Annotated in this window: 12 protein-coding genes and 1 riboswitch; of the genes, 6 read left to right on the forward strand and 6 right to left on the reverse strand. The window is 65.2% G+C overall.

All coding sequences use genetic code 11. From position 1 onward, the window contains the following. Nucleotides 1–55 precede the first annotated feature (55 nt). From CH285_RS15045 to CH285_RS15070, 6 genes are all read left to right on the forward strand, one after another. Nucleotides 56–1,435 carry a hemolysin family protein gene (locus tag CH285_RS15045; RefSeq protein ID WP_027497158.1) on the forward strand — a complete coding sequence of 460 codons (1,380 nt, stop codon included), beginning with the start codon at nt 56–58 and terminating at the stop codon, nt 1,433–1,435. Beyond that, the gene (locus CH285_RS15050) at nt 1,428–2,549 is read left to right on the forward strand and encodes a hemolysin family protein (RefSeq protein WP_027497159.1); all 1,122 of its coding nucleotides are present in this window, start codon (nt 1,428–1,430) and stop codon (nt 2,547–2,549) included. The genes CH285_RS15045 and CH285_RS15050 overlap by 8 nt, the downstream gene beginning before the upstream one ends. After that, entirely contained in the window at nt 2,550–3,464 is a 915-nt protein-coding gene (locus tag CH285_RS15055; protein WP_094643224.1) for a 3-methyladenine DNA glycosylase, read from the forward strand. A 64-nt stretch (nt 3,465–3,528) separates the two neighbouring features. Next, entirely contained in the window at nt 3,529–5,703 is a 2,175-nt protein-coding gene (locus CH285_RS15060; RefSeq protein ID WP_094643262.1) for a malate synthase G, read from the forward strand. A 67-nt stretch (nt 5,704–5,770) separates the two neighbouring features. Then, the gene (locus tag CH285_RS15065) at nt 5,771–7,435 is read left to right on the forward strand and encodes a VWA domain-containing protein (RefSeq protein WP_255032330.1); all 1,665 of its coding nucleotides are present in this window, start codon (nt 5,771–5,773) and stop codon (nt 7,433–7,435) included. 3 nt (nt 7,436–7,438) lie between these two features. After that, a complete protein-coding gene (locus tag CH285_RS15070; protein ID WP_094643225.1) occupies nt 7,439–8,578 on the forward strand; it encodes a metallophosphoesterase in 1,140 nt (379 codons plus the stop codon). Nucleotides 8,579–8,609: 31 nt separating this feature from the next. Here the strand turns inward: CH285_RS15070 and gcvP are convergent, their stop codons facing one another. The 6 genes from gcvP to gcvH form a co-directional block, all read right to left on the reverse strand. Further along, complete coding sequence (gene gcvP / locus CH285_RS15075) at nt 8,610–11,450, reverse strand: aminomethyl-transferring glycine dehydrogenase (protein ID WP_094643264.1); 2,841 nt, start codon at nt 11,448–11,450, stop codon at nt 8,610–8,612. A 205-nt stretch (nt 11,451–11,655) separates the two neighbouring features. Next, a riboswitch (glycine riboswitch) is annotated at nt 11,656–11,753 on the reverse strand. Nucleotides 11,754–11,765: 12 nt separating this feature from the next. Continuing rightward, nucleotides 11,766–12,305: a MerR family transcriptional regulator gene (locus CH285_RS15080; protein WP_157226114.1), complete on the reverse strand. Its 540-nt coding sequence runs from the start codon at nt 12,303–12,305 to the stop codon at nt 11,766–11,768. A gap of 413 nt (nt 12,306–12,718) precedes the next feature. Continuing rightward, complete coding sequence (locus CH285_RS15085; RefSeq protein WP_027497166.1) at nt 12,719–13,192, reverse strand: bifunctional nuclease family protein; 474 nt, start codon at nt 13,190–13,192, stop codon at nt 12,719–12,721. A gap of 97 nt (nt 13,193–13,289) precedes the next feature. Continuing rightward, entirely contained in the window at nt 13,290–14,027 is a 738-nt protein-coding gene (gene ftsR / locus CH285_RS15090) for a transcriptional regulator FtsR (RefSeq protein WP_027497167.1), read from the reverse strand. Beyond that, nucleotides 14,024–14,521: a glycogen accumulation regulator GarA gene (gene garA / locus CH285_RS15095; RefSeq protein WP_027497168.1), complete on the reverse strand. Its 498-nt coding sequence runs from the start codon at nt 14,519–14,521 to the stop codon at nt 14,024–14,026. The genes ftsR and garA overlap by 4 nt, the downstream gene beginning before the upstream one ends. Before the next feature lie 229 nt (nt 14,522–14,750). Next, nucleotides 14,751–15,155: a glycine cleavage system protein GcvH gene (gene gcvH / locus CH285_RS15100; protein WP_027497169.1), complete on the reverse strand. Its 405-nt coding sequence runs from the start codon at nt 15,153–15,155 to the stop codon at nt 14,751–14,753. Nucleotides 15,156–15,195: the final 40 nt, after the last annotated feature.

Genomic DNA, 15,195 nt, shown 5'->3' on the forward strand with positions numbered 1-15,195 from the left:
GTCCCCGCAGACGAGCGGAGCGGTACTGCTCTCTCAACTTCGGCGGCGTTGACCTGTGGCCACTCTCGTCACCATCGTCAGCCTGATCGGCTTCGTGGCGCTGACGGCAGGTACTGCCCTCTTCGTCGCGGCAGAGTTCTCCCTCACTGCTCTCGAACGCAGTGCGGTCGAGTCTCAGGCCGAGAACGGCGACCTACGCTCGCGCCAAGTTCTGCATGCTCACAAGACGCTGTCTTTTCAGTTGTCGGGCGCGCAGCTGGGCATCACGATCACCACCCTCATCACCGGTTATCTCGCGGAGCCGGTGCTGGCAGGATTCATTCGGCCGGTGACCACCGCGCTCGGTGCCTCGGACTCTCTTGCGTCGGGCATCTCCCTCGCGGTGGCTCTGATCTTGGCCACGTCGTTCTCGATGATTTTCGGTGAACTGGTCCCCAAGAACATCGCCATCGCGAAACCGATGTCGACCGCGCGGGTCACAGCCGGAGCGATGGCCGGGTTCTCCCTGATCTTCAAATGGGCGATCAACGGACTCAACGGCTCGGCCAACTGGCTCGTGCGACGGCTCGGCATCGAACCGGCCGAGGAACTGCGTTCGGCAAGATCACCGCAGGAGCTCGGTTCACTGGTCCGAACGTCGGCCCAGCAGGGCTCGATCGACGAGAACACCGCACGTCTGGTCGACCGGTCGTTGCAGTTCGGCGACCGCACCGCCGAGGAACTGATGACTCCGCGGGTCAAGATCGAGACTCTCGCCACCGACGCGACCGTCGCCGACCTGATCGAAACCGCTGCGCGAACGGGCTTCTCTCGGTTCCCGGTGGTCGACGGCGACCTGGACGACACCGTCGGTGTCGTACACATCAAGCATGCGTTCACGGTGGCCGGAGCGGACCGCCGGTCCACCACTGTCGAGTCCCTGGCGCGCGACGTTCCGGTCGTTCCGTCGAGCCTGGACGGCGACGCTGTGATGGAACGCGTGCGAGCCGACGGAATGCAGGTGGCCCTCGTGGTGGACGAGTACGGCGGCACCGCAGGCATGGTGACGATGGAAGATCTGATCGAGGAGATCGTCGGCGACGTGCGCGACGAACACGACGAGCCGGAACTGGACGTCGCTCGTTCGGGCGACGGCTGGGACTGCGCGGGGCTGCTTCGCATCGACGAGGTTGCGTCGGCGACGGGCTATTCGGCCCCGGAAGGCGAATACGAAACCATCGGGGGCCTGGTACTGATGCAACTCGGCCGGATTCCATCAGAGGGAGACGCGGTGCTTCTACCGTCCCCGGCGACGGAGGACGTCCCCGACGGCGACGGCGGGTGGATGGCGCGCGTGATCCGCATGGACGGCCGCCGTATCGATCGTGTGCTGATCCTGCCGGTCGACGCCGAAGCAGTGGCGCGTCTGCGATCGGACGGTGAGGTCGATGGGTGACTTCCTCGGGGTAGGTCTGGCAGTTCTGCTGCTGGCCGGAAACGCCTTCTTCGTCGGTGCCGAGTTCGCACTGATCTCAGCTCGCCGTGATCGTCTCGAGGCATTGCTGGCGCAGGGCAAGAAGCGCGCGCAGAGCGTCATCGAGGCCGGTCAGAATCTGTCGCAGATGCTCGCCGCGGCACAACTCGGCATCACGATCTGCTCGATTCTGCTCGGCCGCGTCGCCGAGCCCGCGGTCGCGCACTTGATCGAGGTGCCCCTGGAGCTGGTCGGCATCCCCGGCTCGTTCCTGCACCCGATCGCCTTCGCCATCGCGCTGACACTCGTCGTCGTCCTGCACATCCTCGTCGGCGAGATGGTCCCGAAGAACATCGCCATCGCCGGCCCGGAGAGCACCGCCATGGTGCTCGTGCCCATCCACCTGATGTTCATCAAGGTGGCGTTGCCCCTGATCTCGTTCTACAACCTGTGCGCCAACCTGACGCTGCGCATGCTTCGCATCGAGCCCAAGGACGAACTGAGTTCGTCCGTCTCGGCGGTGGAGCTGTCGCAGATGATCGGCGAATCGCGCTCGGAGGGACTGATCGACGCCGAGGAACACCGCAGATTGCGCCAGGCTCTCGAGACCTCGGGCCGAACCGTGGCCGAGGTTCTGATTCCCTCGCATCAGGTTCGGAGTATCGAGCTGTCCGGGCCGGACCACACTTTCGGTCCGACCCTCGGTTCGGTGGAACGCGCAGTCATCGAAACCGGGTTCTCTCGGTACCCGGTGCGTGATGCGAGCGGTTCCCTGGTGGGCTATCTGCACCTGAAGGACGTGCTCGACGACATGGCCGACGATTCCGCCGGCCCGGAGACCGTCATTCCCCGCAGCGACGTCAGGGCCCTGCCGGTGGTGTCCATAGACACCGTGCTCGACGACGCGCTGACGAAGCTGCGGCGCGCCAGTAGCCACCTCGGTGCCGTGCACGATGCGACCGGTGCCACGGTCGGCATCGTCGCGCTGGAGGATCTGGTGGAGGAGTTCGTGGGCACGGTTCGAGACGGGACTCACCGTGTCGCCGGTCCCCGACCGGGTCAGTCCGCACCTACCGGTACCCCGCGGAACGTCTGAATGGGCGGATCGGCAACGCTGACCGAGGCGGAGTGGACTGCCCGGCGAGACGCGCACTCGGCGCGGGTGGAGAGTCTCGTCGGCAGCTATCTGGTCGATCGCGGACACGGCAATGTGCATCCGGTGGTGGATTTCTTGTTCACCTACTACAGCCATCGCCCGGGTCAGTTGCGCCGATGGAATCCCGGCCACGGCACGGTTCTGACGGGCGATCGGGCGCGTGACTTCGCCGAATTCGCCTCGTACGAGCAGGTCGAGACTGCGGACGGTCCAGGATTCCGGGTGCGGTCGGATCTGCTCGAGCGACGCCGGCCCAGCATCGAGTTCGTTCTGGGTCTGCTGTCGGCGACGCGGGAGCGAGCGCCCCTGCTCGGCTGCTTCGGTCTGCACGAATGGGCGATGGTCTACCGCGGCGGCGACTCGGCAGTCCGGCACAGCCAGGTCCCATTGCGACTAGGTCACGAGGGAACCGACGCCGTGGTCGACTCGATGACGTTGCGGTGCACTCACTACGACGCCTACCGCTTCTTCACCGAGGACGCGGTACCGCGTAACGCCCTCGCGTTGTCCCCCGAGTCGCGCCTGGGGTCCGAGCAGCCCGGTTGCATCCACGCGTCTATGGATCTGTACAAGTGGTGCTACAAATTGGGTCCGTTGATCGACTCCGAGTTCGTGACCGACTGTTTCGAGTTGGCGTTGGAGGCTCGAACGATCGATATGCGCGCAAGTCCGTACGACCTGAGCGAGTACCATCTCGATCCCATCCGAATCGAAACTGCGGCTGGACGGGCAGAGTACGTTCGCGCACAGGGAGAGCTGTCGGAAAAGGCAGCTCCCCTACGCTCGGCACTGGTGGATCGGTGTCGAAATCTGCTCACCGGCGGCGGGTTCCGCGTCGGACCTACCGCCGAGTAACATCGACAGCGTTGTCGTGGGGACACCGTCACCGGTGTCCGTGACCGGAAAGAGTGAGGAATTCATGACCGATCGTGTGCAGGCTGGTGGACTTCAGGTCGCCAAGGTCCTATTCGATTTCGTCGAGAAGGAGGCGCTGCCGGGTACCGACGTAGATTCGGAGGCCTTCTGGGCCGGTGCCGCGTCGGTGATCGCCGATCTCGCTCCCAAGAACAAAGCGTTGCTTGCCGTCCGTGACGAGATCCAGGGCAAGGTCGACGCGTGGCACGGCGAACATGCCGGTGCCGATTACGACCGCGCAGCGTACAAGACCTTCCTGAAAGAGATCGGCTACCTGCTCGACGAGCCTGCCGACTTCCAGATCACCACCTCCGGCGTGGACACCGAGATCACCACCACGGCCGGGCCGCAGCTGGTGGTTCCTGTGCTCAATGCACGCTTTGCGATCAATGCCTCCAACGCACGATGGGGCTCGCTCTACGACGCCCTCTACGGAACGGACGCCATTCCCGAGACCGACGGAGCCGAGAAGGGCTCGAGCTACAACAAGGTCCGCGGAGACAAGGTCATCGCGTTCGCGCGTGACTTCCTCGACGAGGCATTGCCGCTGAGCTCCGGCTCGCACGTCGGGACCACCGGATACGTCGTCGACGCCGCGTCGCTGACAGTGACGTTGGCCGATGGCAGCACCGTGGGCCTGAAGGATCCGGCACAGCTGTTGGGATACCAGGGCACACCCGATGCGCCGACGGCCATCCTGTTCGTGCACAACGGTTTGCACTTCGAGATCCAGATCGACCCCGAGAGCCCGATCGGCAAGACCGACGGAGCAGGCGTCAAGGACGTGCTGCTCGAGTCGGCTGTCACCACGATCATGGACTTCGAGGATTCGGTCGCCGCAGTCGATGCCGACGACAAGGTTCTGGGCTACCGCAACTGGCTCGGCCTGATGAAGGGCGATCTCACCGAGGAGGTCTCCAAGGGCGGCAAGACGTTCACTCGTGCGATGAACAAGGACCGCACCTACACCTCGGTCGACGGTTCCGAGTTGACGCTGCACGGCCGTTCGCTGCTGTTCGTCCGCAACGTCGGCCACCTGATGACCTCCGACGCGATCCTCGACGCCGAGGGCAACGAGGTTCCCGAGGGCATCCTCGATGCACTGTTCACCTCGCTCGCCGGTCTGCACTCGCTGACTCCGGACAACGTGCTCTCGAACTCGCGCACGGGCTCGCTCTACATCGTCAAGCCGAAGATGCACGGACCGGACGAGGTCGCCTTCACCGCCGAACTGTTCGGCCGGGTCGAGCAGGTTCTCGGCCTGCCCACCAACACGCTCAAGGTCGGCATCATGGACGAGGAGCGCCGCACTACGGTCAACCTCAAGGCCTGCATCCAGGCCGCGTCCGAGCGGGTCGTCTTCATCAACACCGGCTTCCTCGACCGCACCGGCGACGAGATTCACACGTCGATGGAGGCAGGGCCCGTCGTTCGTAAGGGAGCGATGAAGGGCGAGAAGTGGATTGCCGCCTACGAGGACTTCAATGTCGACACCGGCCTGGCGGCCGGCCTGCAGGGCAAGGCGCAGATCGGCAAGGGCATGTGGGCCATGCCCGATCTGATGCACGACATGCTCGAGCAGAAGATCGGCCACCCCAAGGCCGGCGCGAACACTGCGTGGGTTCCCTCCCCCACCGCAGCGACCCTGCACGCCTTGCACTATCACAAGGTCGACGTGTTCGCCCGTCAACACGAGATCGCCCAAGCCAAGCGCGCCACCGTCGACGAGATCCTCGAGATCCCTCTCGCGCCGTCCACCGATTGGACGGACGAGGAGAAGCAGAACGAACTCGACAACAATTCGCAGTCCATCCTCGGTTACGTCGTGCGCTGGATCGACCACGGTGTCGGATGCTCCAAGGTGCCCGACATCAACGACATCGCTCTCATGGAAGACCGTGCGACGCTGCGTATTTCGAGCCAGTTCATTGCGAACTGGTTGCGGCACGGCATCGTCACCGAGGAGCAGGTGCGCGAATCGCTGAAGCGAATGGCACCGGTGGTCGACCGGCAGAACGCGTCCGATCCGACGTACAAGCCGTTGGCACCCGATTTCGACACCAACATCGCCTTCCAGGCTGCGAGTGATCTGATCTTCCAGGGCACGAGCCAGCCCAACGGGTACACCGAGCCGATCCTGCATCGCCGCCGACGGGAGTACAAGGCCGTCAACGCCTGACGGACTTGTCGACCACGTGGGTGAACACCGGAACTCAGGGCGCAGACGTACCATAGCCGCCGGGCCCGTGATCGTCGTACTGACGATCGCGGTCCTGGTGGCGGCCGTGTTCGGATGGTTTGCGCTGCGTGATCGAATTTCTGATCAGGGGATCGAGGCAGCCGACACCTGCGTGGAGGGACCGGCCGTCCTCACCGTGGCGGCCGACCCCGACATCTCCGCCGCGATCGAACAGCTGGCGACACGATTCGACGCGACCGCCCCGGTGATTCGCGATCACTGTGTGACAGTAGAGGTTCGAGCCATCGCATCCGATGCGGTGCGGGCGGCACTGAACTCCGGTGCCGACAACTGGGATGTCGGTGCGCTCGGCGCTCGTCCGGGTCTGTGGATACCCCAGTCCTCGGCAGACGTCGAGGCCGTCGTCGACCGTGGAGCCATCGACGGTACGCCGCGGCCTGTCGCATCGAGTCCGATCGTCCTCGCTGCACCGAGCGCGGTGGCCGACGCCGTCGTCGCCGCAGGCTCGAACTGGGCAGATCTGATACGACTGCAACGCGACCCGCAGGCTCTCGGACTCCCCGAATGGGGTGGGCTTCGACTCGCCGTGCCGTCCGGCTCCGACACCGGCGCGAGCACTCTTGCGGTCGCGGCCATCGCGGCAGGCGTACGCGGTGACCCGACCACCGCACTCACCGTCGATGAGGCCTCCTCGACGCAACTGGTGTCGGCGATGTCGGAGTTGGCGGTGACCGATACCGGCGCTGCCGCAACCTCGGCCTCCACCACGTACGACGCCCTCGCGGCGCTCGAGAATGCCGCAGGCCCCGACGCCGCCGTCCACGCGGTCCCGGTCACCGAACAGCAACTCGCGTCGACCGATTCCTCGACGCTGACCGCCGTTCGCCCACAGGGTGCAACGCCTGTCGCCGATCATCCGGCGGTCGTGCTCTCCGGTGACGAGACCTCCACCCGAGCAGCCGCGGCATTCGTGGATTTCGTTCGTCAGCCCGACGGTACGCAGACACTCCTGGACGCGGGATTCAGCGTGGACGAGCCCCAGGACGCGGGCATCGTCGCCCCACCATCGGGGCCGGTTGCCGACGCTCTGCTCGCTGTGCTTCGCAATCCGGTTCTGCCCCGCCGTGCCACTGTTCTACTCGACGTGTCCGAGTCGATGCGCACCACCGAAGGCGGTGCGACGCGGCTGCAGAACACTGTTCGCGCACTGAGCGAGCAGTTCCGACGAGTCCCCGACGCCACCGAACTCGGTCTGTGGAGTTTCAGCGAAGACCTGAACAACTCGCTGCCCTTCCGGGTGGATGTCCCGACCGGACCGATGACAGTTCCCGTCGGGACCACTCCGAGGCGCTCCGCCCTCGATGCGACCGCTGAGGCGTTGACGCCGGCAACCGGCTCGTTCACGTACGCGTCCGTCCTCGTCGCGTATCTCGACGCCGTGGCCGGTTACGTCCCCGGCCGCGTCAATTCGGTCGTGCTGATCACGGACGGCCCGGACGACTCACCCTTGTCGGCGGACGAGCTACTCACCGAACTGACATCGGCGTCCGATCCGGCGCGGCCGGTCGCGGTGAACGTCGTGCGCATCGGCGACGGCAGCCCTGCCCCCGTGTTTACCGACATCGCAGCTCGCACCGGCGGCACCGTGGACACGGTCCCGACATCGGATTCCCCAGACCTCCTCGATCGACTCGGAAAGTTGCTGTACTAGAACATGTCTCGTGTACTTTTTGTCGGCGTCTTCCTACTCCTCGTCACGCTCTTCCTGCACTGGCGGTTTCTCTCCGTAACGAGGGCACCGGCACGTGTCGGACGCCCTGCAGATCTGTTGCTGATACTTCTGTGGTTGTGCGCGGTGGTCGGCTTCGGCAGCGGCGTCGAGTTCGATCCGTCCTGGGCCCGTGGCCCGGCTTTCCTCGGCCTGACCTGGTTGGCGGTGGTGTTGTATCTGTTCCTCGGCACGGTCCTCGTTGCTCTTATCTGCACCGTCGTGCGGGTGATGTTCGCGCTGTCGCATCGTGATTCGACTGCTGTTCGGCTGCGCATATCGCGGGTCGGCTCCGTCGTCGTGGCTCTCGTCAGCGTCGTCGCAGTGGGGTACGGCCTCGTCGAAGCCGCCTCGCCTCGTGTCACACGCACCCAAGTTGCGCTCGACCGGTTGCCGGCCGAATTCGACGGTCTGCGAGTGGCATTGGTGTCCGATATCCATGCCGGGCCGTCTCGCGGTGCGGGCTTCGTGCGCAACGTCGTGGATTCGGTCAACGCGCAGAAGCCTGATGTCGTGCTGCTCGACGGCGATCTCATCGACGGGACAGTGGAGTTGGTCGGGGAAGACCTCGAGCCGCTGCGCGACCTCGAAGCCCCTCTCGGGGTCTTCGCTGTCAGCGGCAACCACGAGTTCTACGCGGGCGACGGCGGAGAGTGGCTCGACTTCTGGTCGACCCTCGACATCGACGTGTTGCGCAACGAGCGCACGACGATCACCCGTGATGGCGCTGCCATCGATATCGCCGGCATCAACGACGCCACTGCCCCGGAACCGTACGAACCGAATCTCGGCGCTGCGCTCGACGGCATCGACCCGGATCGCTTCGTGCTGTTGATGGCTCATCAGCCCAAGCAGGCTGTGGAGGCCTCCGAGCTGGGCGTGGACATGCAGGTATCCGGACACACTCATGGCGGGCAGATCTGGCCGATCCGCTATCTGGTGCCGCTCCAGCAGCCCAGTGTCGAGGGGCTGGACACGATCGGTGACACCACGCTCTACACCACCCGCGGTGCAGGCGCGTGGGGTCCGCCGGTGCGCGTGGCAGCCCCGCCCGAGATCGCGATGCTCGAACTCACGCGGGGCTGACCATCTGCCCGTCCATCGGGCGAACAGCAGGTCAGGCGAACGCCTCGATCGGCGGGCAGGAACACACCAGGTTGCGGTCGCCGTGCGCGCCGTCGATCCGCCGGACCGCGGGCCACACCTTCGGTCGGTCGTAGCCTGCGGGGTACGCCGCGAGTTCCCGCGAGTACGGGTGGTCCCAGTCGGCGACGAGGCATTGCGCCGTGTGCGGAGCGCCGCGCAACGGGTTGTCCTCTACGGTCCACTCGCCGGAGCCGACGCGGTCGATTTCCCTGCGGATGGAGATCATCGCGTCGCAGAATGCGTCGATCTCCTCCAGATTCTCGCTCTCGGTCGGCTCGACCATCAGGGTCCCCGGCACCGGGAAGCTCATCGTCGGCGCGTGGAAGCCGTAGTCCGCCAGTCTCTTCGCCACGTCGTCGACGGTGACGCCGGTGTCCTTGGTCAGACCTCGCAGATCGAGGATGCACTCGTGCGCCACCATGCCGTTGTCGCCTGTGTAGAGCACGGGGAAGTACTCGTCGAGGCGGCGCGCGATGTAGTTGGCCGACGCGATGGCGGTCAAGGTCGCCCGGCGTAGTCCCTGCGCACCCATCATCGCGATGTATGCCCACGTGATCGTCAGGATCGACGCGCTTCCGTACGGTGCGCCCGCAACGGTCGGACCGTCGCCCAGTTGCGGTGCCAGCGGGTGGCCGGGCAGGTACGGCTGCAGATGCGAACGGACGCCGATGGGCCCGACTCCGGGACCGCCACCGCCGTGCGGGATGCAGAAGGTCTTGTGCAGGTTCAGGTGACTGACGTCTCCGCCGAAACGACCCGGCCGAGCCAACCCGACCAGAGCGTTGAGGTTGGCACCGTCGACGTACACCTGTCCACCCGCGTCGTGCACCGCGGCACAGATGTCGGATATCTCGTGCTCGTACACACCGTGGGTGGAGGGGTAGGTGATCATGATGGCGGCGAGGGTGTCGGCGTGCTCGGCGATCTTGGCCCGCAGGTCGTCGACGTCGACGTCTCCGTTCGGTCGGCACGCCACCACGACGACGCGCATCCCGACCATCACCGCGGAGGCGGCGTTGGTGCCGTGTGCGCTCGACGGGATCAAGCAGACCGTGCGACCGGTGTCGCCGTTGGCCTGGTGGTATCGGCGGATCGCAAGTAGTCCCGCGTACTCGCCCTGGCTTCCTGCATTGGGCTGCAGGCTGACCGCGTCGTAGCCGGTGATGTCGACGAGCCACTGTTCGAGGTCGGCGATCACCCGGAGTAGTCCGGGAACGTCGGTCGACGGCGCGAACGGGTGTTGGCGCGCGAACTGAGGCCAGGTGATCGACTCCATTTCAGCGGTCGCGTTCAACTTCATCGTGCACGATCCCAGCGGGATCATGCTGCGGTCGAGGGCGATGTCCTTGTCCGACAGCGCCCGAAGGTAGCGCAGCATGGCTGTCTCGGTGCGGTAGCGCGTGAAGGCGGGATGCGTCAGGTACTCGGACGTACGGGCCCAATCGGCCGGGACGGACTCGGCTCCCGGTCCGGCGGGCTCGGCACCGAATGCAGCGAGCACATCGACGATGTGAGCCTCCGTGGTTGCCTCGTCACAGGCGATCGCGACGTGATCGTCGTCGACCGGTCGGAGGTTGATACCGCGTTGTTTGGCGGCATCGACGACGGTGTGGGCCGCGCCGGGGACCGCGGCGAGCACGGTATCGAAGAACTCGGCATGCACCACGTCGATGCCCGCAGCCTGCAACCCTGCTGCGAGGGTTCGAGCACGGGTGTTGACGCGAAGTGCGATCGCGCGCAGCCCATCCGCGCCGTGGTAGCTGGCGTACATCGCGGCCACGATGGCCAACAGCACCTGGGCGGTGCAGATGTTGGAGGTCGCCTTCTCACGGCGAATGTGCTGCTCGCGCGTCTGCAGGGCCAAGCGGTAGGCCCGATGTCCGTCTGCATCGACGGACACTCCCACCAACCGCCCTGGCAGCTGGCGCGAGTGACCGGAGCGCACTGCGAGATAACCGGCATGCGGACCGCCGTACCCCATTGGAACCCCGAAGCGCTGGGTGGTTCCGAAGCAGACGTCGGCACCGATTTCGCCGGGCGCGGTCACCAGGGTGGCGGCCAGCAGATCGACCCCGACTGCAACCAGCGCACCGCGCTCGTGTGCTGCCTCGATCGTGGCGGTGTGGTCCACCAGACGGCCTGATGCTCCCGGCAGCTGCGCCAGCACTCCGAAGAAGTCGCCTTCGGGCAGGCCGTCGGCGAGGTCGGCGTACACCAGCTCGATCCCGAGCGGTTCGGCGCGCGTAGCGAGCACGGCTTTGGTCTGCGGGAAAATATCCGAATCGACGACGAGGCGGGGTGACTTCGAGCCTCGGTTGGCGCGACGCATGAGCGTCATGGATTCGGCTGCGGCAGTGGACTCGTCGAGCATGGAGGCATTCGCGACATCCATACCGGTCAGGTCCGACACCATCGTCTGGAAATTGAGCAGTGCCTCGAGTCGGCCTTGACTGATCTCGGGCTGATAAGGGGTGTAGGCGGTGTACCAGGCCGGATTCTCCAGGATGCCGCGCGTGAGCACCGGAGGCGTCAGGGTGTCGTAGTAGCCCAGGCCGATCATCGAGGTGGCCACCGTGTTGCGGCCGGCGAGATCGGCCAGCGCGGCCAGCGCATCGTGCTCGCTCAGAGCAGGCGGCAATGTCGCCAGGCCATCGGGAACCCCGTCGACGACGGTATCGAGAATGGACTCGGGAACAGCCTTGCGGGCCAGCTCGTCGAGGCTGTCGACACCGATTGCGTCGAGAATGCGGGCCAGTTCGGTGGTGTCGGGGCCGATGTGTCTGTCGACGAAAGCCGATGCGGTCGAAGTCATTCGGTCGGTCACGGTCTACTCCCAGGGGTCCCAAGACAAGGCGTCGGACGGCCGGGGCATACGCGCCGACCGCTCCTCCCCCTCTGTCGTGTGCTCGCTGACGCGTGCGCCTGAGAGATTCGGTAGAACACGGCGCGCTGACGTGCGCGCACCGGCACCTTTCCCCTTGGGCGGGTGGGTGCTCCCACCACTTTCCAGAGTTGTCGAAGCCCACACGGTCCGTGTGCCTGAGAGATTGACGGGGAGGTATTGCTCCTTCGGCGTCCGAGACTGGATGCCTCGGAACTCTCCCGCGCAGGCGCGACGGTGAGAAGTCTAGCCGGTCTTACGACTCGCGCGATTCTTGCGGCGGGACGCCAGTTCGTCTTCGGGGCTCGGCTGGCTCTCTCCGCCGTCTGCTCGCTCGGCCGGGAAGTCGGCGATGGTGCCGGTGAGCTCGCGCATCGCGCCGTTGACGGCGATACCGAAGACGCCCTGCCCGCCCTGCAGCAGGTCGACTACTTCCTCGGCCGACGTGCACTCGTAGACGGTGGTGCCGTCGGAGAACAGGGTGATGTTGGCGAGGTCGCCCACGCCACGCTGGCGCAGGTGATCCACCGCGACGCGGATGTTCTGCAACGAGATTCCGGTGTCGAGTAGGCGCTTGACGATCTTGAGGACCAGCATGTCCTTGAACGAGTACAGCCGCTGGCTGCCCGAACCTGCTGCGCCTCGGATGGACGGTACGACCAGGCCCGTACGAGCCCAGTAGTCGAGTTGCCGATAGGTGATGCCGGCAATCTGGCACGCGCTGGGTACGCGGTATCCGACGAGTTCGTCGGGCACCGAATCGTCGGGGAACAGGCCGGGTTGAATGTCCTGCGACTGTGCGACAGGGCGATTCGACGCCTCGTCGGGGGTCTCGACCCGAGCATCGGCTGCGGACGCGTCCTCTGTCCGGCTTGCGGCGTCGGATTCTCGACTGCCGTGATGCTGCTGCGGCTGATCTCCCACTGACTGCTCCCTCTCGGATGTCTCACTGCGTTCGGATCCAGTCAGTACTGGGATCCGTCCGAAGCGCGCCTGAACGCCTCGGTGTACTCGCGTGAAGTCATACCGTGTACCAGGGCCAGACTACGCCTCGGCGGCAACCGAAGAGGCGTGAACTGCGTCGGTCCGGACTGCGCCGGCGATGAACTTCACTGGCACGAACGTTATGGGGGCGATCGACCAGATTCAACGCAACGCGCCGTAAACCTGAACCTAAAGTTGAGGTTGAGACTATTCCGTTACCCGTCGGTGGCCTTGAAGTCGTCCGGCGACACCGATTCGAGGAATTCCTTGAACTTCTCCACCTCGTCCTCCCGCTCGTCCGGCATCAGCAGGCCGGCCTCGGCGAGCACAGGCTCCTCCGCATAGATCGGGACTCCGGCACGGAGCGCGATGGCAACCGAATCCGACGGCCTCGCCGACACGCGGATGTCCTTGTCGAATACGAGATCGGCGTAGAAGGTGCCTTCCTGGAGGTCCACGATGCGCACCTCCTTGAGCTCGTGCCCCAACGCAGAGATCAGGTTCTTCACCAGATCGTGCGTCAGCGGCCGAGCCGGCTGCACACCTTGCTGCTCCAAAGCTATTGCGGCAGCTTCGGTTTGGCCGATCCAAATCGGGAGGTACCTATCTCCGTCGGATTCACGCAGCAGCAACACGGGCTGGTTCTGCGGCTGTTCGACACGAATACCGACCACACGCATTTCACTCATCGTGTCCACCTCACACCTCGAGAAATCTTCGCTGGTCGTCGCTGGTCCAGCTCACCAGAACCGAGTCTATTGGAATCCGAACCGGCGCGAGCGAACCTCACCGGTCGAGCGCACCACGCACCGCTGCTTTGACCAGACACGTATGCAAGGTCAACGACAGAGCTGCCAATTCCCGGATCATCTCTTCGGCACGATCACGTGCACCGGCATCGCGCCCCTTGGCGACCGGCCCGGCGATCTGAGCGACGAGACCCGCTTCGCGGTCCGCCGCGAGCTTGAACGCACGGAGGTGACGAACCTCGAGCCCGAACTGCAACATCGCGTGCGCGGTACGAGCGAGCGTGACGGCACCGTCGTCGTAGAACCCGGCCTGCCCGGGAGTGATCAGACCGCTGCGCAACAACTCGGTCAGGAAGGCGTCGTCGATGCCGGCCTGAGCCAGTAGATCTGCCTTGCTGATGCGGACCTCGCGATCGGGCAGGAACTCCTCCGGCGAGACTTCACCGGCCGCGATCGTCAACGACCGTGGGCGCTTGACCGAGGCGTCTGCTCTCTCGACGGTTGCAACGCCGTGGTCGATCGCTTCGAGTTGTTCCTTGATCACCTTCAGCGGCAGGTACTGATCACGCTGAGCGGTGAGCACGAACCGCAGCCGTTCGCAGTCCGCGATCGAGAAACGCCGATAGCCCGACGGAGTGCGCTCCGGAGAGATCAGACCCTCGGCTTCGAGGAATCTGATCTTCGAGATAGTCACGTCGGGAAAGTCGGGCCGGAGTCGATCGAGGACGGAGCCAATCGACATCCCCCCGCTGGACTGCTGCCCGACGGCGGTCACTGGCTTCCTGCACCCGCAGACGACTCGCCGACTGCAGATCCATTGCCGCCACGCGGCCCGGTGAGGAAGACCAGACGGAACTTGCCGATCTGCACCTCGTCACCGTTGGCGAGCACGGCGGAGTCGACCGGCTCACGGTTGACGTAGGTGCCGTTGAGGCTGCCCACGTCGACGACCTGGAAGTCGTCCTCGTCCTGGCGGAACTCTGCATGTCGACGGCTCACGGTGACGTCGTCGAGGAAGATGTCGCTGTCGGGGTGACGACCGGCCGACGTGGTCGGCTGGTCGAGCAGGAATCGGGATCCGGCGTTGGGACCACGCTTGACGACGAGCAGGGCAGCTCCGACAGGCAAGCCCTCGACACCCGATACCGGAGCTTCGGTGCTCTGGGCGGTAGCGGAGTTGTCCAGCTCCTGGAGGAAATCGGCGCGGAAGACCGAGGTGGTCTCGGCCGGCGACTCCCCGTAGTTGCTGTCGTTGTCGTTCTGGCTCACCGTTACTCCTTCTCAGTCCGTTGACCCGGGCAACGATCACCTCGGGTAACGCAGTACATGGTCTTCACTTCTGGTTCTGCTGGCGTTCGGTGGTGCGTTTCGGTTCCTCGGTGCGTGGCGGACCACTCACCATGCGCGACCTTCGCCCCGACAGGCTGTTCGCTCGGTGTCGACCGTACCCTGCGCGCCGAGGACCTGTGGTCGGTTGGCCGGTGTGTACGGCCCTTCGTCACTCAGCTGTGATGAGAGCATATCCGGCGGCATCGAGCATCGGTGCCAGCGCCGCGTCCAATGCCTCCGAGGATGCGACCTCGAGCTCGATCAGCCACCCGCCGGTGTACGGTCCGGAGTTCACCTTCTCGGGTTCGGAATCCAGATCTTCGTTCACGGCAACGACTTTGGCCGTGAGAGGACTGAACACGTCGGACACGCTCTTGGTCGATTCCACTTCACCGAGAGACTCGCCCGCGGTGACGCTGTCACCGATCGCCGGAAGCTGAACGAACACGACGTCGCCCAACTGAGTCTGGGCGTAGTCGGTGATACCGATTCGAACCGTCGCAGGCCCCGTCCGCTGCACCCACTCGTGCTCGGGGGTGTAAAGCAGATCAGCTGGTGTGTCGATGTCGCTCAACGCGGCATTCCCTTCCATCGTGCCCGGGGCGAGCGGGCGA

The organism is Rhodococcus sp. 05-2256-B1 (assembly GCF_002258465.1).
GTDB classification, from domain to species: Bacteria; Actinomycetota; Actinomycetes; order Mycobacteriales; family Mycobacteriaceae; genus Rhodococcoides; species Rhodococcoides fascians.